Origin of the sequence: Streptomonospora wellingtoniae, from assembly GCF_031845375.1 — a bacterium.
GTDB lineage: Bacteria > Actinomycetota > Actinomycetes > Streptosporangiales > Streptosporangiaceae > Streptomonospora > Streptomonospora wellingtoniae.
The window spans coordinates 12,087-29,236 of record NZ_JAVREK010000013.1; the positions used below are offsets into that span (position 1 = coordinate 12,087).

Genomic DNA, 17,150 nt, shown 5'->3' on the forward strand with positions numbered 1-17,150 from the left:
GGGTCTGGTGGCGGCGGTCAGGGGGCGTCGGGCAGGCGCAGGACCTCGACCACGCTGCCCTCCTCCAGCTCGGTGACCGCTTCGGGGACCACGACCAGCGCATTGGCCTCGGCGAGCGCCGAGAGCTGGTGGGACCCCTGCCGGGTGGCCGGCTGGGCGGTGTAGGGGGTGGGGCCCGCCGAGCCGTCGTACTCCAGCACCGCCCGCAAATAGGAGCGCCGACCCTTGGGCGAGTGCGGCACCGCCGCCGTGAGCCGGGCGTGAACGGCCGGGAGGGGGTCGGGCGGCAGCCCCCGCAGCCGGCGCAGGGCCGGGAGCACGAACAGTTGGAAGGACACATAGGAGCTGACCGGGTTCCCGGGCAGGGTCAGGATGGGGGTGGCGGACCCGCCGACGGTGCCGGCGCCCTGCGGCATCCCCGGCTGCATGGCGACCTTGTCGAAGCTCACCGTGCCCAGCCGCGACAGCACCTCCTTGACCACGTCGTAGGCGCCCATGCTCACCCCGCCGGTGGTCAGCACGATGTCGGCCTGCACCAGCACGTCCTCGATGGTCTCCAGGACGCTGGCCGGGTCGTCGCCGACGAAGCCGCGGCGGAATGCCGAGCAGCCCGCGTCCAGCGCCGCAGCCGTCAGCATGTAGCTGTTGGACTCCCAGATCTGGCCCGGGCCGATCGGCGATCCCGGCTCGACCAGTTCGGCGCCGGTGGAGAGCACGACCACGCGCGGGCGGGGGTGGACCGGCACCGTTCCGCGGCCGACCGCGGCCGCCACCGCGAGCTCACCCGCGCCCAGGCGCGCGCCCGGCCGCAGCACGGTGGTGCCCTTCTCGACGTCCTCGCCGATCCGCCGGATGGCGTTGCCCGGCTGGACGGGGCGGTCGATGGCGACGGTCGCCAGACCGCCGTCGGTCCACTCGACGGGGACCACCGCGTCGGCGCCGCGCGGCAGGGGCGCTCCGGTCATGATGCGCGCGCAGTGCCCGCGGCGCACGGCGGTGGCCGAAACGTCCCCGGCGGGGATGTCGGCCACCACGGGCAGGCGCACCGGCTCCTGCGCCGAGGCGCCGGCGAGGTCGTCGGCGGCGACCGCGTAGCCGTCCATGGAGGAGTTGTCGAACTGGGGCAGCGAGACGGTGGAGGACACGGCCTCGGCGAGCACGCCGCCGTGGGCGCGCAGCAGGTCCAGCTCGATGGGTTCGAGCGGCTCGACCAGGTCCAGGACGTCGCGGATGTGCTGCTCGACGGTCTTCATTTCCTCACCCACTGTTCGGCTGTGCCGCCCTCGGGCGTGCTGGGGGCGGAGTGTGGAGGCGTGTTCAGGCGTCGCCGCCGGCGGCCGTGTGCCGGTCGACGAAGTCGCGCAGCCACGGCAGCAGGTCTGCGGCCAGGTCCGGGCGCTCACATGCGAATTCCACCACAGTGCGGAGGTAGTCGGCCTTGTTCCCGGTGTCGTAGCGCTGGCCGCGGAAGAGCACGCCGTGCACGGGACCGCCGTCTGCGGGCTTGCGCCGGGCGAGCTCCAGCAGTGCGTCGGTCAACTGGATCTCGCCGCCGCGGCCGGGAGGGGTCTCGCGCAGCACGTCGAAGACGGCGGGGTCGCAGATGTAGCGGCCGATGATCGCCCAGCGGCTGGGCGCCTGGTCGGCGGCCGGCTTCTCGACGAGGTCGGTGACGGTGACGACGTCGTCCTCGCCGGTGGGCTCGATGGCGGCGCAGCCGTAGAGGGAGACCTGCTCGGGCTCGACCTCCATGAGGGCGACGACGCTTCCGCCGTAGGTCTCGCGGACCTGGATCATGCGCCGCAGCAGGGCCTCGCGGGGGCCGATGAGGTCGTCGCCGAGCAGGACCGCGAACGGCTCGTCGCCGACGTGGGCGGAGGCGCACAGCACGGCGTGGCCGAGCCCGCGGGGCTCGCCCTGGCGGACGTAGTGGACCTGCGCGAGCTCGCTGGACTCGCGCACGGCGTGCAGGCGCTGGGTGTCGCTCTTGGCGCGCAGCGCCTCCTCCAGCTCGTAGGCGCGGTCGAAGTGGTCCTCGATCGAGCGCTTGGAGCGGCCGGTGACCATCAGTACGTCGTCGAGCCCGGCTGCGACGGCCTCCTCGACGACGTACTGGATCGCCGGCTTGTCGACGATGGGCAGCATCTCCTTGGGCGTCGCCTTGGTGGCGGGGAGGAAGCGGGTGCCCAGTCCGGCCGCGGGCACGACGGCCTTCGCAACGCCGGGGCGGCGTTCTGTATCTGTCATGTCGGCACTTTAGGACACCGTCCGGGTGCACGGCGTCCGGCGCGCGTGAGGCGGCCGCGGCCGAGCGGCCGGCGGCGCCGGAGCCGTGGCGGCAGCGGTGCTGCCCGAGCGCTCCCGAGCGCCGCGGTCGGCCGCGCGAGCTGGGAGACTGCTGTCTCGTGAGCGGACAGGAGACCAAGCAGGAGATGCGCCGGCGGATCGTCGCGGCGCGGCGGGCCATGCCCGAGGACGAGCGGGGCGCTGCCGGGTCGGCGATCCGCGATGCGCTGGCGGCGGAGCCGGTGCTCACGACGGGCGGGACGGTGGCCGTGTACTTCGCGGTGGGCACCGAGCCCGACACCCGCAAGCTGATCGCGGCGCTGTGGAAGCGGGGCACCTACGTGCTGCTACCGGTGTTCCTCGACGGCGGCGAGCTCGACTGGGCGGCCTACGAGGGGCCCGACAGCCTGGCCGCGGCGCGGTACGGGCTGCTGGAACCGAAGGGGCGCCGCTACGGGCCCGATGCGGTGCGCCGGGCGGCCGCGGTCGTATGCCCGGCACTGGCGGTGGACCGCCGCGGGCTGCGGCTGGGGCGGGGCGCCGGTTGCTACGACCGTGCACTGGCGCGGGTGGGCCCGCACACCCGCACGCTGGCGGTGATTTACGACACAGAGCTGGTGGAGTCGGTTCCGGCCGAGCCGCACGACCGGCCCGTGGACGGGGTGGTGACGCCGAGCGGGGGGATGCGCCTGCTACCGGCGGAGTGACGGGCGAGGAGGCAGCATTGCCCTGGGGGAACACCCGCCGGGTCCGCGGCGTTCAAGCGTTGCGGCGGCGTGATCGCAGGCGATCTCGACGCCGCCGCACCCCCGTGTCGCGGCTGTGCTGCCGGACCGCGTAATATTTGGCAGTCGACGGGCGAGAGTGCCAGAAGGAGGACCCAGTGCCGACGTACCAGTACGCATGCACCGAGTGCGGCTCCCAGATGGAGGTCGTGCAGAGCTTCAGCGACGACTCGCTCACCGTCTGCCCAGAGTGCCAGGGCCGGCTGCGCAAGGTGTACTCCGCCGTGGGAATCGTCTTCAAGGGCTCGGGTTTCTACCGCACCGACAGCAGCGCTTCCTCGGACCGCTCCTCCGCGGCGGCCTCGGGTGCGAGCGCGGAGGGCGACTCCGGCGCCACCGCGAAGAGCGAGTCGGCGTCCTCCGGATCGGACTCCGGTTCGACGTCCGGTTCGGACTCCTCGTCGGCGAAGTCGGAATCCTCCGGCTCCGGCGGCACCAAGGAGAGCAAGGCCCCCGCCGGATCCGGCGCCTCCTCCACCGCCGCGAGCAGCTGAGGCGCGCCCCGGCAACCGCCCGGCCTCCGGCGCCCGACCGATGCCGGGACGGGCCGACGCTGCGTTCCCACCCGGTCGGCGGAGGTCCACCTGCTCCCGCCCGGGGCATGAGCACGGGCCGCGGCCCCTGAGGCCGCCCCCGGCACCGGTGCGCCGTCAGCGCCTGTGGACGACGGCGGCACGGCCCCCGTCGCGCCGCCTACGGTACGGGCATGGACTCCCCCGTTCCGTACACCGCCCGCCCCGGCCGCCCGCCGGTCCCCCACCCGCACTCCTCGCCGCCCCCGCGCACCCGGGCGGCGCGGTGAACGGGCGCGAATCCGCAAGCGCTCCGCTGCGCGCGCTCTCCCGCCTGCGCCGACCGCTGGGCGCCCTCTGCGCCGCGCTCGCACTGACCGGCGCCGTGCTGCTGCTGCGCCCTCCGCCGACACCCGCCACCGAGGTCCTGGTGGCCGCGCGGCGGCTCGACGCGCTCGCCCCGCTGGCCCCCGGCGACCTCGCGGTGCGGGCGCTGTCACCTGCGGCGGTGCCCGAGCACGCGCTGCGCCCCCGCGACGACCCGCTCGGGCGCTCGCTCACCGGCCCCGTCACCCGAGGCGAGGTCCTCACCCGTGCGCGCATCGCGGGACCTCCCGCAGGCGGCTACGGCCCCGGACTGGTGGCGGCCCCGGTGCGTCCGGCCGGGACACTTCCCGACGGCCTCGTACGTCCGGGCAGCCGCGTCGACGTGCTGGCGGCCCCGGGCGGCGACGCCGCACTCCACCGCGGCGAGGCGCCGTCCGCGCGGACCGTCGTCGAGGACCGACCGGTGATCGCCGTCGAGGAGCCCGGCGCTGCGGACGCCGCGTCCGCCGGCCCGCTGCTGGTGCTGGCTGTGCGGCCGGCCGAGGCCCGCGCTCTCGCTGGACACGCCGGAGTGTCGCGCATGTCGGTCACCCTACGGGGCTGACCGGGAACAACAGGCGGTCAAGACCACCGCCCGCGCGTACCGCACCTCGGCGAGCGTCCCCCAACCGCGCGGCCCGGCACCGCCCGAACGGCCCGCTCAAGGAAGGGAGGGCGCCTCAGCCGTGCTCGGCGTCGTACTCCCAGTGCCAGGGTTCGAAGGGGTTGGAATACGCCCACTGCGGGTGGAACCAGTTCCACTTCGTGGAGTTGGCCTCCAGCCAGTTGAACTGCGCGCTGCCCTGGGACTGCACACCGCCGCACAGGTCGACCGCCAGCCCCCAGCCGTGGTTGCTCGTACCGGGCACCGCCGCCATTCCGGGCGGCTTGGTGGCGTAGAGGCGCTGCTGGTTGGACAGGTCGCGGTAGGAGCTGGTCAGGCACATGCCCTCGCCGAAACGCTCGCTGTAGGCCTGGTTCATCTTCAGGAAGTCGATCGCGGCGTCGGCGCGAAGGAACTCGCCGCCCGTGTGGAGCTTGCACAGGCTGTTCTGAGGCAGCAGTCCGTTGGGGTAGCCGTCAGCGTTGCCGGCGACCGCGGGGTCGCACTCCGCGCCGGCGAAGTAGGCCTCGGGGTCGAGTCCGCGGTCCTTGAGCTCCGCGGTCAGCTCCTTCGTGCTTTCCTTCGACTCGGCCCGCAGGTCGTCCAGCTTGTCCTCCAGCTCGACGCGCTGGAGCTGCGTGTCGGTCTGCAGCTCCTGGGCCTGGGCGGCCAGGTCGGACTGCTCCCCGCGCAGGTTGTCGGCCTTGTCCAGCATCGCCTGGCGGTCGTCGGCGACCTTGAGCACATGCGCCTCGGCCTGCAGGTCCTGCTGCAGCTTGCCAGAGGTCAGAACACCCAGGACGCCGGCGTTGGGCTGCATGTAGAGCGTGCTGCCGAGCTGGGCCAGCGGCTCGCGCATGTCGGCCAGGCGCAGCTCCGTCTGCTGGAGGTCGTGCAGCGTGGAGACCAGCTTGTCCTGGGCGTCGTCCAGCTCGTCTTTCTGCTTGGTGTACTCGTCGTTGGCCTTCTCCAGCTCGTCCTTGGCCTCGTCCGCCTTCTTCTTGAGCTTGTCGAGCTTGGAATCGGCCGACGCGGGAGAGCTGACGGGAGAGAAGGCGACTTCAGCACCGGGCACCACGAAGAGTGCGAGGATGAGAGCGACGATCACCGAAAGCCCCCCGTTCCTGCGCGCACGTGCGAGCAGGGCCAGTGGGGAGCGGGAGGACCCGATTCGCTGCACGCGGGCCGATCGCCGCGTCGAATCGAGGTTGAACGGCACGAGGAGGTCCTCCGGTTGCGAGTAAATCGGTGGTGCACGTGGCCGCATCGCAAGTTACTACATGTCCGCTATCGGACTGACCGAGATCGATTCTCCGGCGGACACGGGGGGAGTGCGAGGGGTCGACATCGCGCTTCTGGGTCGACATCGCTGCGAAACGGCAGGTCACCGGTGCTTCATTCCGCGTCCCAGGCTACGTCCGTTACAGCACCGCAACCTCCACTGAGCGCCATTTGGACTAAATGTGACCAACACCACAGATCCACCATGACAACCTGACCGCCTGCAAGGGTAGGAACTTCGCCCTCCGTCCGGCCGCCCATCGGCCCCCCATCCTCCGCTAGGCTGGGCCCCGGTTCCGGCCTCATAGCTCAGGGGACAGAGCACCACTCTCCTAAAGTGGGTGTCGGAGGTTCGAATCCTCCTGGGGCCACCGTTATGACCTGGGGACTCTCATCACGAGAACCCATGCTGCCGATTCAGTCCCCGGTTCCGCCCCATCCGGGGCCGGCCCCACAGGGCGCTGCTCACCCAGAAGTGCGCGCTCAGCGCCGTCGAGCAGCAGAGCATCGGGGATGGCGCTCAGGACTCCGTCGTCAGCGGCACCGGATCAGCAGGCGCCGACGCCGTCGATCTTGTAGCCATCGTGAGAGTAAATCGTTTTCCTTCACGATAGCTACAAGATCGGCGGGGTTCGGGCGCGGTGGAGGACAAGGCCCGGCGTGCTGCCGGGACCGCTCGCCGGGCCGGGTCCGAACAGGTGGTGCGGACTCCCTAGACTCGGCGCATGGACGATCGGACCCTGTACCTGGTGGTGACCGGAGCCTCGTCGCCGCGCGAGAGCGTGGCCGACCTCGTACGGCAGGCGCGGGAGCGCGAATGGGCCGTCACCGTGATCTCCTCACCGATGGGCACGCGCTTCCACGACGTCCACGAGCTGGCCGGTATCAGCGGCGACCGGGTGCGGGTGGACTTCCGGCTGCCCGGCACCGGCGAGCGCCTGCCGCCGCCGGACGCCTTGCTGGCCTGCCCTCTCACCTTCAACTCGCTGAACAAGATCGCCGCCGGGTTCGCCGACACCATGGCGGTCGCGGTCGCCTGCGAGATGCTCGGCCACGGCGTCCCCACCGTGTGCGTCCCGCACCTGAACGGGCCGCTGGCCCGCCACCCCGCCGCGGGCGCAAGCGTGCAGGCGCTGCGCGGTATGGGCGCCCGCGTCCTCTTCGACCCCGATGCACCCGCCGAGGACCGGCTCCCGCAGTGGAAGGACGTCCTCAACGCTCTGGACCCCGCCGCCGACTGATCGCGCCGCTGCGCACCGGGCGTCGCGCTGCCCGGCGCGGGCGGTAGGGTGCCCTCTGCGCCGAGTCCGCGGCCGTGGAAAGCGAGTCCCCCCTTGTCTGTCGCAGTTGTGATCGTCGTCGCGCTGGTCGTCGTCTTCGCGCTCTTCGGCGCGCTGTTCACCGTGCTGGGGCTGCGCGCGCGGCGCAGGCGGCAGCGCCGCGCCGAGCACGGGATCCGCGCGCAGGCGACGGTGACCGCGGTCGAGCCGTCGGTCCCCGAGGGGCGCGGCGCGTTCGAGCAGCCGTTCGTGCTCGCCTACGCCGACCCGGCCGGGCGCGCCCACGAGCACCGGTTCACCGACGGCTTCGGCGGGATCGTCCCGGCCGAGGGGTGGAGCGTGGAGGTCCTGTTCGATCCGGAGGACCCCGCCAACGTCGAGATCACCGACAACCCCTACCTGCACGGCGTCGCAGGCGCGGAGAAGGCCGAGCGCTCCCCGCTGCGCCGTTGGCTGCTCCGCGCCGTCGTCGCCGTGACGGCGCTCCTGCTCGTGGGGGGCCTCGTCCTGTTCGCTCTCACCCCGACCCTGTACGGCCCCTACGATCCCGCCTACACGCGGTACTTCCTCCTCGGAATCGCCCTGGTGTTCTACGCGGCGGCCGCGGCGATCGGAGGCGCAGGCGCCGACTTCCTCGCCACGGCGGTGGGCAAGCGCCGCGTCTCCACCACGACCGGGGGCGTCATCACCCAGACGTGGACCGAGATCCGCAGCTCCAGCGACGACGACGGGCCGTCGAAAACCCGGGTTTACCCCTACGCGGTCCGGTTCGCCCTGCCCGACGGCCGCCAGGTGCACCGACGCGCGCCCGACACCCCCGCCTTCGACCGCAACCGCCCGGGACAGCAGGTCGAGATCACCTACCAGCCGGCCGACCCCACCGGCTTCACGGTGGGCGGTCCGGGGCGCCTGCTGCTCGCGCCCGTGCTGACCCTGCTCTTCAGCCTGGTCTTCGCCGCCGTCGCGACCCTGCTGGCGGTCATCGCCGCCCTCACCTGAGCGGCGGCGCAGCGTTTCCGCCGGTCCGCTCCGCGGCCGCGCGTTCTTCTCGCGTTCGGTCCCGCCGAGAAGGGTAGTGGGTGCGCAGGCCGACGCCCTGGTCACCGGTTCGCGCGGGCGGCGGTCGCACGCCGCAGCAAGAGGACGCGGGGAGGTTCGCATGACGGGATGCGTGACGACGGGGGACGTGGCCGCCTTGGCCATACGCACGGGGCTGGGGGCGACGCTGTTCGCCCACGGCACGCAGAAGCTCTTCGGCTGGTTCGGCGGTGGCGGCCTGGACGCCGCAGCGAACGGGTTCCACGGCATGGGCTACCGGCCGGCCCGGCCCATGGCTGCGGTCGCCGGGCTGTGCGAGGCGGCGGGCGGTGCGGCACTCGTGGCCGGGCTCGGCACGCCGGCGGGCGGCGCGGCTGTGGCCGGGGCGATGGGCGTGGCGGCCGAGACGCACGCGCCCAACGGCTTCTTCAACGCCGACGGCGGCCTGGAGTACCCGGCCCTGATCGCGCTCGGCGCGGCGGCCCTGGTGGCCCAGGGGCCCGGTCGGCTGTCGTTGGACGAAGCGACGGGGCACGTGTTCGACCGGCCGTGGATGCGCCTGGCGGCGCTGGCCGCGGTCCCGGCGGCCGTGGGGGCGGTCGTCGCCCGCAAGCACCGCAGCCTCGCGGAGGACGCCGCGGAGCCGGAGGGGGCCGAGAGCGCTTCCGGCTGACGCTCGCGTCGGGCCCGGCCGCGCCCGCGGCGTCGCCGGCCGGCGCCGGCGACGCCCTTCAGCGTCCGCGCGCCTCGTCTCTGCCGCGGCAGGCCAGCGCGTCGGCGCGCTCGTTGCCGCTGTCCCCGCTGTGCCCGCGCACCCAGTTCCACCGGACGTCGTGCCGTTCGGCGGCAGTGTCCAGGCGCTGCCACAGGTCGGCGTTCTTGACCGGCTTCTTCGCGCTGGTCATCCAGCCCGAGCGCTTCCAGCCGCGAATCCAGGTGGTGATTCCGTTGCGCACGTAGGTGCTGTCGGTGTGCAGGCTCACCGACAGCGGCCGCTTGAGCGCCTCAAGCGCCATGATGGCCGCCATCAGCTCCATGCGGTTGTTGGTGGTCCGGGCCTCGCCGCCGTAGAGCTCCTTGGCGTGCTCTCCGTAGTGGAGCACCGCGCCCCAACCGCCCGGCCCCGGGTTGCCGGCGCAGGCGCCGTCCGTGTAGATCAGCACCGACCGCTCGGCCGCGGCCTGCTCTCCGCTCGTTCGCACGCCGGGAAATCTACCGCGTCGGCCCGCGGACGGGGACCGCGGCGCTCATCGGGGCTGCAGGGCGCGTTCCCGGCCGGCCTGCTTCCAGGTGGCGACGATCACGCAGGCCACCGTCACCAGCAGCGCCCAGGCCCCGAACTTGGCCGGGTGGACCAGGCGCCACACGTCGGCCTGGTAGGGGTACTCCCAGGCTCCCAGGAACGTCGCGATGTTCTCGGCCACCCACAGGAAGAAGCCGATCAGCACGAACGACAGCGCGAGAGGCATTCGGTAGCGCACGGCGCCCACGGTGAAACGCACCATCACGCCCCAGGTGGCGGCGACCATGGCGGCGGCGAGCGCCACGCGCACGTCGGGCAGCCAGTAGTGGGTCAGGAAGTTGGTGTAGATCCCGGCGGCGACCAGCGCGGTGGCGACCCCGCGGTAGCCGGCCAGCTCCAGGTCCAGCCGCCGCCACGCGTGGCACACGTAGCTGCCCACGGCGGCGTACAGGAAACCGCTGTACAGCGGTACCCCGCCGATCTTGGTCAGCGCCTCCTCCGGGTAGCTCCACGACCCCATGTTTACCTTGACCAGCTCGAACACCAGCCCTACGACGTGGAACCCGGCGACCGCGAGCGCCTCGGACCCGGTCTCCAGACGGGTCGCCCAGAACACCGCTGTCAGCGCGATGCCGTAGAGCAGCAGCGCGTCGTAGCGGGCGAGGGGCAGCGGCACGACGGACGAGAGCGCCAGCCCGACGAACAGGCACACCGCGAAGAGGCAGGAGAGCGCTTCCTGCCAGGCGAAGCGCAGCACCTGGGAGGGGCGCAGCCAGTCGGCTCCGGTGGCGGGCCGCGCCGCCGCGCCGGGCAACTGCGCCTGCGGTCCCGTATCCGCGGCCATGCGGTCCCCTCCCCTCGCCGCCGGTCCGGCCGGCGGCCTGTGAGCCGGCAAGCATGCCAGACGGCGCGCCCGTGCAGCAGCGCCGCCCCCCGCGGCACGGGGTGCAGCCACCGCCGGCGCCGACACCGCCGATCCGATGTTTCGGAACACAGTGCCGTCGGCCGATAGTCTGTCTTGATCACCGGCCCGCCGGGCCGATCCCGCATTCCGCATCTGTTCCCGCAACGATGGACGGTGGCTCACCTGTGGACGGCTGGCCCTCCCCCGCCGAGCGCCCGATCTTCATCCTCGGCTGCCCCCGGTCGGGCACAACCCTCCTGCAGCTGATGCTGCACGCCCACCCGCGACTCGCGATCCCGCCGGAGACCCGCTTCATGCTGGACCTCTACCGCCGCCGCGCCGAGTTCGGCGACCTGGACGAGAGCGCGAACCGGCGCAGGCTCGCCGAGGCGGTCACGGGCCCGCGCAACACCCGCTACCGCGACCTCAAGCTGGACCGCGACGAGACGGTGGCCGCCATCGTCGACGGCCCGCCGACCGTCGGCTCAGCGTTGGGCACCGTGCTCCGCCAGTACGCGCGCCGCTTCGGCAAGGAGCGCTGGGGCGACAAGCGGCCGGGCTACTACCAGGCGGTCGAGGAGCTGCGGCGGATGTTCCCGCGTGCGCAGTTCGTCCACCTGATCCGCGACGGCCGCGACTGCGTCGGCTCGCTCAAGCAGATGCCCTGGTACAAGCAGACCAGCTACCACGCGATCTCCACCTGGGCCGAGGCGATCGACTACGGACGCACCGCCGTTCGCCTCCTGGGCCCCGACACCTTCCACCAGCTGCGCTACGAGGACCTCGTCGCCGATCCGGAGCGCGAGCTGTCGGCGCTGTGCGACTTCCTCGGCGAGGAGTTCGACCCGGTGATGTGCGAGCCGCGCAAGGTGGCCAAGAGCGCGGTGCCCAAGTTCAAGACCTGGCACAGCAACACCGGCCGCGACGTGAACGCGTCCAGCTCCGGATCGTGGCACGACCGGCTGGAGCCGCGGGAGGCGGCACTGGCCGAGACCGTTCTCGCCAAGCGGCTGCGCGAGAACGGCTACGCGCTCTCGGGGGTTCCCCGCCCTGCGGCGGGCGACCTCGCACGCTACGCGCGGGTGAGCGCGAAGCGGCGTCTCGCCCGCCGCAAGCGCCTCTGGCTCGACCGGGCGCGGCGGCTGCGCGAGGCCGACTCCGACGTCGCCATCGTCGCCTCGGAGGCCGGCTCCGCCGCCTCCAGCGGGCACTCCGCCGAGTCCGACGGCTGAGGGACGCGCGACCGGGAGCGTGTCGGCAGCGGTCCGTATCCTGCTGCCATGAACGTATCCGCGGTGCTCGGCCGCCGCCGTCTGAACCGGGCCACCCTGGAGCGCCAGCTCCTGCTGCGGCGCTCGGCGATGGCGCCCGAACAAGCCCTCGCACACCTGGTGGGCCTCCAGGCACAGACCCCCCACACCTGGTACACGGGCTTGTGGACCCGACTGGCCGACTACGCCCCCGAGCCCACCTCGGAGCTGCTGGGTTCGGGGGCGATCGTGCGGATGCCGGTGATGCGCTCCACCATCCACCTGTTGACCGCCGACGACGCGGTCCGCCTGCGCCCGCTGACGGCCCCCGTCCACGAGCGGATGTACCGGAGCGCCTTCGGACGCCGGGTCTCCGGGCTCGACCCGGCAGAGGTGGAGAAGGCGGGTCGCGCGGCGTTGCAGGAGGGGCCGCTGACCTTCGGAGAGCTCGGCTCCAGGCTGGCCGAGCACGGCCGCTCCGCAGGCTGGGGGGAGCGCGATCCGCAGGCGCTCGCGCAGTGGGTCCGGACACTCGTACCGCTCGCGCAGGTGCCTCCGCGCGGGCAGTGGGGCCGCAGCGGCCCCGCGGCGCACAGTCCCGTCGAGACCTGGCTGGGCCGCCCGCTTCCGGAGCCCGCCGGCCTTGAGCACCTGGTCCTGCGCTACCTTGCGGCGTTCGGCCCCGCCTCGGTGCTCGACGCCCAGAAATGGTGCGGGCTGACCCGCCTGAACGAGGTGGTCGACGGCCTGCGGCCGCGGTTGAGGGTGTTCCGCTCCGAGGAGGGGCGGGAGCTGTTCGATCTTCCGGATGCGCCGCGCCCCGACGCCGACACCCCCGCACCGGTGCGCTTCCTCTACGAATTCGACAACCTGCGCTGGTCCTTCGCCGATCTGGACCGCCTCGTGACCGTGGACCTGCGCGCGCACGGCTTCACCGCAAGGAACGGGACCGATCCCGGCCTGATCCTGCTCGACGGGTTCGCCGCCGGCGGCTGGCGCATCACGGTGCGGCGGCGCGCCGCGGTCCTGGATGTGCGGCCGTTCCGGCACCTCAGCGGCGACGAAGAGGCAGCGGTGCGGGCCGAGGCCGAGGCGCTGTTGGCGTTCTACGCGCCCGCGGCGGCCGAGCGCACGGTCGAGGTCGGGCCGCCGACCGGGTGACCAGGCCATCCGTGCCGGGTGGCGCCCGGCGCGGTTCAGCTGCCTCCGGGGAAGCTGCCGGTGTGCACCAGTTCGTCGGCGAGCACGCTCAGCTTCACGTTCAGGTTCTGCGAGGCCTTGGCCAGCAGGCTGAACGCCTGGCGGTCGGTGATCTTGTAGCGCTCGACGAGGATGCCGGTGGCTTCGCCGATGCGCTGGCGGGTGCGGATGGCGCGCTGGAGGTTGTGCTGGGTCTGCACGTTGGCCAGCGCCACCGCGGCGTGGGCGGCGAGGATCTGCCCGATCTCGTAGGCGTCGACGCCGAACACCCGGGGCCGGGACGAGTAGAGGTTCAGGCCGCCGAGGATGTCGTCGTGGGTGAACAGCTGGAACGAGCACATGCTCTCCACGCCCAAGGGGGCCGCCTCGGCGGCGAATTTGGGCCAGCGGGTCTCCTCGGAGAGCGCGTCGACGGCGAACACCTCGCGCACCCAGATCGCCTCGATGCACGGGCCCTCGCCGGTGCGGTACTGGATCTCGTCGACCTGCTCGACGACCGAGTGGGTCGCCCCGTAGGTGCTGATGTTCTTCCGCTTCTCCACGACGGAGACGCCGGCGAACTCGCAGCCTTCGACCTCGGAGGTCGCCAGGGCGGTGATCTCCTCCAGGGTCGACTGCACCGTCTCGTGCTGGAGCAGGTCACGCGCGAACTCGGCGAACGCCTTGGCGACGTCCTGGCCCTGCCGAAGCGACGCGGCCGCTGCCGCGCCGACGGCTTCGAGGCCGACCGCGTCAGCGGCCGACTCGTCGATGGGGTCGGCCGCGGCGCTTTCAGCGCCGTCCGGGTCGATCATGCGTGCCACCTGTCCTCCTCTAGCCGCCACCGAGCGAAACGCCTGCCGCGGCCTCCGCCGGGGTACCGGCCCGCCCCGCTCCTCCGGCGTCTTCCAGCGCGGTCCGAGGCATGCGCCCGTGGCCGCGTCCGGTGGCGCCTGTTCGTCGGAGCGCATCACCATGGCCGCGGGCGGGTCGACGAAGCCTCCGGGTGCCGGAGCGCTCCGTCCCACCGAGCGGCGGACGGCCACCACCGCCTGCGGGCGTGTCCGTTCCTGTTTACCGTGTCGCAGACCCGGAAGAAAGGGTAGCGGGATGGTTACATTCCTCTTACCCGAGGGACAGAATCTCGGCCCGGCAGCACCGTGAAGCGGGCCGCGACTGCGGTCTAGACCAGTCGGCGCACGGCGGTGGCGACGGCGCTGGTTGGACGCGGGAACAGGAATTGCAGCCGGACGATACCGGTCGGCGCCTGGCGCGCGGAAATAGGCCGGCGGAGGCGGCCATTTCCGCGAAATCACCTGACGCATCGGCGCCTTGACGGGCTGTGTCACTCCATTTAGCGTCGGGACCACTCGGTGGACGGGAATTCTCCGAGGGGCCGGGTCGGCGGCCTCCGGAATTCACGGACGGCGCCGTTCGCCACCGAGTGCGGAAATTCCGCACGCCGTGGAATGCGCGTCTGCGCAGCCGCGGGGACCGGCTCTTCCCGCGGCGGCGGCGCATGCTCCCTCGGTCACCGGTACCCCCGGCCGGGCGCCGGACCGCGCGGAGGACCGCATCGGGTTCTTACGCCCCGACTACCCCGCTACGGCGGCGCCCCGCCCGATCCGATGCACGGCCGCCAAGCCGGCCGCGCGGGGCGGCGCCTCCCGACACGAAGGACTTCCATGAACCTGAAGAAGGCCAGCTTCTCGACCGCGGCCGTCGCGGCCGCCACCCCTCTGCTGTTCGCGCTCCTGCCCGCGGGCGTCGCAAGCGCGCACGGCTACGTCTCCTCGCCGCCCAGCCGCCAGGCCCAGTGCGCGGCGGGGACCGTCGAATGCGGCCAGATCCAGTGGGAGCCGCAGAGCGTCGAGGGCCCCAAGGGCCTGACCAGCTGCAGCGGCGGCAACGGCCGATTCGCCGAGCTCGACGACGACAGTAAGGGATGGGAGGTCACGCCGGTCGGCAACAGCCTCGACTTCACCTGGTCGCTCACCGCGCAGCACTCCACAGCGACGTGGCAGTACTTCATCGGCGACGACATGGTGGCCTCGTTCGACGACGGCGGAGCCCAGCCGCCGGACACCGTCACCCACCACGTGGACCTGAGCGGCTACAGCGGCCAGCAGAAGATCCTGGCCGTGTGGAACATCGCCGACACCGCCAACGCGTTCTACTCCTGCGTCGACGTCAACGTCGGCGCCGCCTGACCGCAGCAGCCGCAGCGACGAGGCCCGTCCGGGGACCCGCGGGTCCCCGGACGGGCCGCCTGCGGTCGGACCGGGAATCCGGAGGCGAATTCGCGACCGGTGATTCCCGGTCCGACCCGGCAACGGAAATCGCCGCGGATTCCGTTTCGCCGTCCGTCATCTCAAGGACGCGCCACGTCATTCCGGCGCTACCGCGCCCTTCCCCGCCGGTTTTTTCACCGCCCATGACCGGGAGATTCGCGGATCACATTCCGGTACTGCCGTCCAACCGTTCCCGCAGCAGATCGGCGTGCCCGTTGTGCCGGGCGTATTCGGCGATCATGTGCACCAGGACCGCCCGCAGGGAGAAGGGAGTTCCCGTCCGCCTGCGGATGCCGGTGTCCTCCAGCGGCGCCCCCGCGACGATCCGGCGGGAGGCGTCGACCTCGCGCCGCCACTCGGCCAGCGCATCGGCCGGGTCGGCGGCGGTGCCGTGGAAGTCGAGGTCGGGATCGTCGTCGCTGTAGTGGAGCAGCGGAACGTCCTCGCCGGCGAACTGGATGCGGAACCACCAGCGCTCGACGCCCGCCAGGTGGCGCAGAAGCCCGTGCAGCGAAAGCTCCGACGGCGGCACCGCGCGTTCGGACATCCGCTCGGGGTCCAGTCCCGCGCATTTGAGCTCCAGTGTGCGCCGGTGCCAGTCGAGGAACGCCGTGAGCGTCTCGCGCTCGCCGCCCGTTCCGAGGGGCTCGTTGCGCGGGTCTTCGGCCAGGCGCGGCGCGTAGGACTGCGGGTCGTCGGCCACTGCGGGCTCCTCGCGGTCGGCTCCGCCGTGTGCTGTTGGGCGAAGCGGTCGAGGGAGATGCTGGCACACACCGGCGACAGCGGCGCGGTCCGCCGCGGAGCGCGCCCGGGCCGGGTGTAACCGGGTGGCCCCAGGCCCGGGCGGGGTCCGGTGTCAGCACACGTTGCGGCTGCTGTTGACGAAGGTGTTGTTGCGCACCGTGATGTTCTCGCCGCAGGGGTTCTCGTTGACCGCCGAGTCGGTGACGGTGAGGTTCTGCAGCGTGATGTCGCGCGAGACGGGGAACTCGTCGCGGGAGGCGATGCGGATGTCCCCCGGCCCCGAGACGGATCCCGACTCGGCGGCGATCGTGACGTTGTAGCAGTTCTCCAGCAGCATCGCGTTGCTGCCGGTGCCGGCGATGTCGACCCGGTCGACCACGGCGCCGCCGCTTTCGGACACGCAGAACAGGCCGCGTCCGCCACCGCGGGCGACGACCTCCTCCACGTGGACGTTCGTCGGGTAGGAGTCGCCGATGCGGCCGTTGCGGTTGGCCATGCGGAAGGCCGCATAGCCGGTGCCGGTACCGGCGCCCTCGCCGTCGACGGTGCCGACCTCGGCGTTGGTGGTTTCGTTGAGCAGCAGACCGGAGTAGGCGGTGTCGCGGGCGACGACGGTGCCGATGTCGATTCCGTCGACTCCGTAGGTCTCGACGCCGTGGTTGTCCGTGCCCGAGACGTAGACGTCGTCGATGGCGACGTTGCGGGTGGGCTCGCTGCGGTCGCTGTGGTTGTCGATGCGGATGCCCAGGCCGCCGGAGAGCCGCAGGTCGATCTGGCCGAGGTGGATGTTCTCGCCGTTGCGGACGAAGATCCCGAAGTAGGGGGCTCCGGTGACGCGCAGGTGCGGGACCGCGACGTCGTGGACGCCGCGGGCGCGCACGACCGCGTTGTCGCCCCTGGGGGTGCCGGCCACGTGGACGGTGCCGCAGACCTCCACCGAGGTGTGGCTCGGCAGGTCCAGCGACTCGCCGGCGCCCATCGAGCCGGAGCCGCGCACGACGACGCTCTCCATCGAACTGCGGCCGGGCGTCAGGCTGCCGACGGCCGCGCGCATCGCCTCCAGCATGTCGCCCCCGGTGTAAACCGTTTCACCGCCGTTGCGGGAGGTCCAGGTCCCGCCGCTGAGGACCGCCTCGGCTTCGAAGAAACCGTCGCCGCAGGCGGCCTGAGCCGTCGAGGAGTCCGCGGCGGCCGGCCGGACGTCGGCGCCCGCCGACTGGCCGTCGTGCGCCTGCGCGGCGCCCGCGAGCGCGAGCACGCAGGCAGTGCCCGCGCTTCCGGTGATCAGGGCGCGTCTGCGGTGGCCTGCGGCTGCGCCGGATCGTGTACTGGGGAGTCTCATCGTCCACTCCTGTTCACTGGGGGATCGGCAAGCGGTGCCCTTGCA

17 protein-coding genes and 1 tRNA gene are annotated in these 17,150 nt (G+C 72.5%); 10 read left to right on the top strand and 8 right to left on the bottom strand.

All coding sequences use genetic code 11. The features are described 5' to 3' along the window. Window positions 1-17: 17 nt before the first annotated feature. Together glp and galU are read right to left on the bottom strand one after the other, a co-directional pair. On the bottom strand, window positions 18-1,253 hold the full coding sequence (glp, locus tag RM446_RS13635; protein WP_311545649.1) for a molybdotransferase-like divisome protein Glp: 1,236 nt from the start codon (window positions 1,251-1,253) through the stop codon (window positions 18-20). Window positions 1,254-1,317: 64 nt separating this feature from the next. Then, a complete protein-coding gene (gene galU, locus RM446_RS13640; protein ID WP_311545650.1) occupies window positions 1,318-2,247 on the bottom strand; it encodes a UTP--glucose-1-phosphate uridylyltransferase GalU in 930 nt (309 codons plus the stop codon). A gap of 185 nt (window positions 2,248-2,432) precedes the next feature. On the opposite strand from galU, the gene RM446_RS13645 reads away from it, so the two are divergent. The 3 genes from RM446_RS13645 to RM446_RS13655 all read left to right on the top strand — a co-directional run bounded on the left by RM446_RS13645 (window position 2,433) and on the right by RM446_RS13655 (window position 4,514). Further along, entirely contained in the window at window positions 2,433-2,993 is a 561-nt protein-coding gene (locus tag RM446_RS13645; protein ID WP_311545755.1) for a 5-formyltetrahydrofolate cyclo-ligase, read from the top strand. Between the two features lie 176 nt (window positions 2,994-3,169). Continuing rightward, window positions 3,170-3,565 carry an FmdB family zinc ribbon protein gene (locus tag RM446_RS13650; RefSeq protein WP_311545651.1) on the top strand — a complete coding sequence of 132 codons (396 nt, stop codon included), beginning with the start codon at window positions 3,170-3,172 and terminating at the stop codon, window positions 3,563-3,565. 304 nt (window positions 3,566-3,869) lie between these two features. Further along, the gene (locus RM446_RS13655) at window positions 3,870-4,514 is read left to right on the top strand and encodes an RcpC/CpaB family pilus assembly protein (protein ID WP_311545652.1); all 645 of its coding nucleotides are present in this window, start codon (window positions 3,870-3,872) and stop codon (window positions 4,512-4,514) included. Window positions 4,515-4,629: 115 nt separating this feature from the next. Here RM446_RS13655 and RM446_RS13660 read toward each other — a convergent pair whose 3' ends face one another. Then, window positions 4,630-5,661 (bottom strand): D-alanyl-D-alanine carboxypeptidase family protein, encoded by a 1,032-nt coding sequence (locus RM446_RS13660; protein WP_311545653.1) that lies wholly within the window; start codon window positions 5,659-5,661, stop codon window positions 4,630-4,632. 471 nt (window positions 5,662-6,132) lie between these two features. Here RM446_RS13660 and RM446_RS13665 point away from each other — a divergent pair. From RM446_RS13665 to RM446_RS13680, 4 genes are all read left to right on the top strand, one after another. Further along, window positions 6,133-6,205: transfer RNA gene (locus tag RM446_RS13665), tRNA-Arg, on the top strand. 354 nt (window positions 6,206-6,559) lie between these two features. After that, window positions 6,560-7,075: a flavoprotein gene (locus tag RM446_RS13670; RefSeq protein WP_311545654.1), complete on the top strand. Its 516-nt coding sequence runs from the start codon at window positions 6,560-6,562 to the stop codon at window positions 7,073-7,075. Between the two features lie 93 nt (window positions 7,076-7,168). Then, window positions 7,169-8,113 carry a DUF3592 domain-containing protein gene (locus tag RM446_RS13675; protein ID WP_311545655.1) on the top strand — a complete coding sequence of 315 codons (945 nt, stop codon included), beginning with the start codon at window positions 7,169-7,171 and terminating at the stop codon, window positions 8,111-8,113. 160 nt (window positions 8,114-8,273) lie between these two features. Continuing rightward, window positions 8,274-8,825 (top strand): DoxX family membrane protein, encoded by a 552-nt coding sequence (locus RM446_RS13680; RefSeq protein WP_311545656.1) that lies wholly within the window; start codon window positions 8,274-8,276, stop codon window positions 8,823-8,825. 58 nt (window positions 8,826-8,883) lie between these two features. Here RM446_RS13680 and rnhA read toward each other — a convergent pair whose 3' ends face one another. Further along, window positions 8,884-9,354 carry a ribonuclease HI gene (gene rnhA, locus RM446_RS13685; RefSeq protein ID WP_311545657.1) on the bottom strand — a complete coding sequence of 157 codons (471 nt, stop codon included), beginning with the start codon at window positions 9,352-9,354 and terminating at the stop codon, window positions 8,884-8,886. Window positions 9,355-9,399: 45 nt separating this feature from the next. Beyond that, a complete protein-coding gene (locus tag RM446_RS13690) occupies window positions 9,400-10,239 on the bottom strand; it encodes a DUF817 domain-containing protein (protein WP_311545658.1) in 840 nt (279 codons plus the stop codon). A gap of 227 nt (window positions 10,240-10,466) precedes the next feature. Between RM446_RS13690 and RM446_RS13695 the strand changes: the two genes are divergently transcribed. Together RM446_RS13695 and RM446_RS13700 are read left to right on the top strand one after the other, a co-directional pair. Further along, complete coding sequence (locus RM446_RS13695; protein WP_311545659.1) at window positions 10,467-11,531, top strand: sulfotransferase family protein; 1,065 nt, start codon at window positions 10,467-10,469, stop codon at window positions 11,529-11,531. A 48-nt stretch (window positions 11,532-11,579) separates the two neighbouring features. Further along, window positions 11,580-12,710, top strand: coding sequence for a winged helix DNA-binding domain-containing protein (locus RM446_RS13700; protein ID WP_311545660.1), 1,131 nt, complete (start codon window positions 11,580-11,582; stop codon window positions 12,708-12,710). Between the two features lie 35 nt (window positions 12,711-12,745). On the opposite strand, the gene RM446_RS13705 is transcribed toward RM446_RS13700, so the two are convergent. After that, window positions 12,746-13,543 carry an ANTAR domain-containing protein gene (locus RM446_RS13705; protein ID WP_311545756.1) on the bottom strand — a complete coding sequence of 266 codons (798 nt, stop codon included), beginning with the start codon at window positions 13,541-13,543 and terminating at the stop codon, window positions 12,746-12,748. A gap of 870 nt (window positions 13,544-14,413) precedes the next feature. Here RM446_RS13705 and RM446_RS13710 point away from each other — a divergent pair. After that, window positions 14,414-14,938: a lytic polysaccharide monooxygenase auxiliary activity family 9 protein gene (locus RM446_RS13710; protein ID WP_311545662.1), complete on the top strand. Its 525-nt coding sequence runs from the start codon at window positions 14,414-14,416 to the stop codon at window positions 14,936-14,938. A 244-nt stretch (window positions 14,939-15,182) separates the two neighbouring features. Here the strand turns inward: RM446_RS13710 and RM446_RS13715 are convergent, their stop codons facing one another. Beyond that, on the bottom strand, window positions 15,183-15,722 hold the full coding sequence (locus tag RM446_RS13715; RefSeq protein WP_311545663.1) for a DinB family protein: 540 nt from the start codon (window positions 15,720-15,722) through the stop codon (window positions 15,183-15,185). A 153-nt stretch (window positions 15,723-15,875) separates the two neighbouring features. Next, window positions 15,876-17,105 (bottom strand): right-handed parallel beta-helix repeat-containing protein, encoded by a 1,230-nt coding sequence (locus RM446_RS13720; protein WP_311545664.1) that lies wholly within the window; start codon window positions 17,103-17,105, stop codon window positions 15,876-15,878. Between the last annotated feature and the right edge of the window lie 45 nt (window positions 17,106-17,150).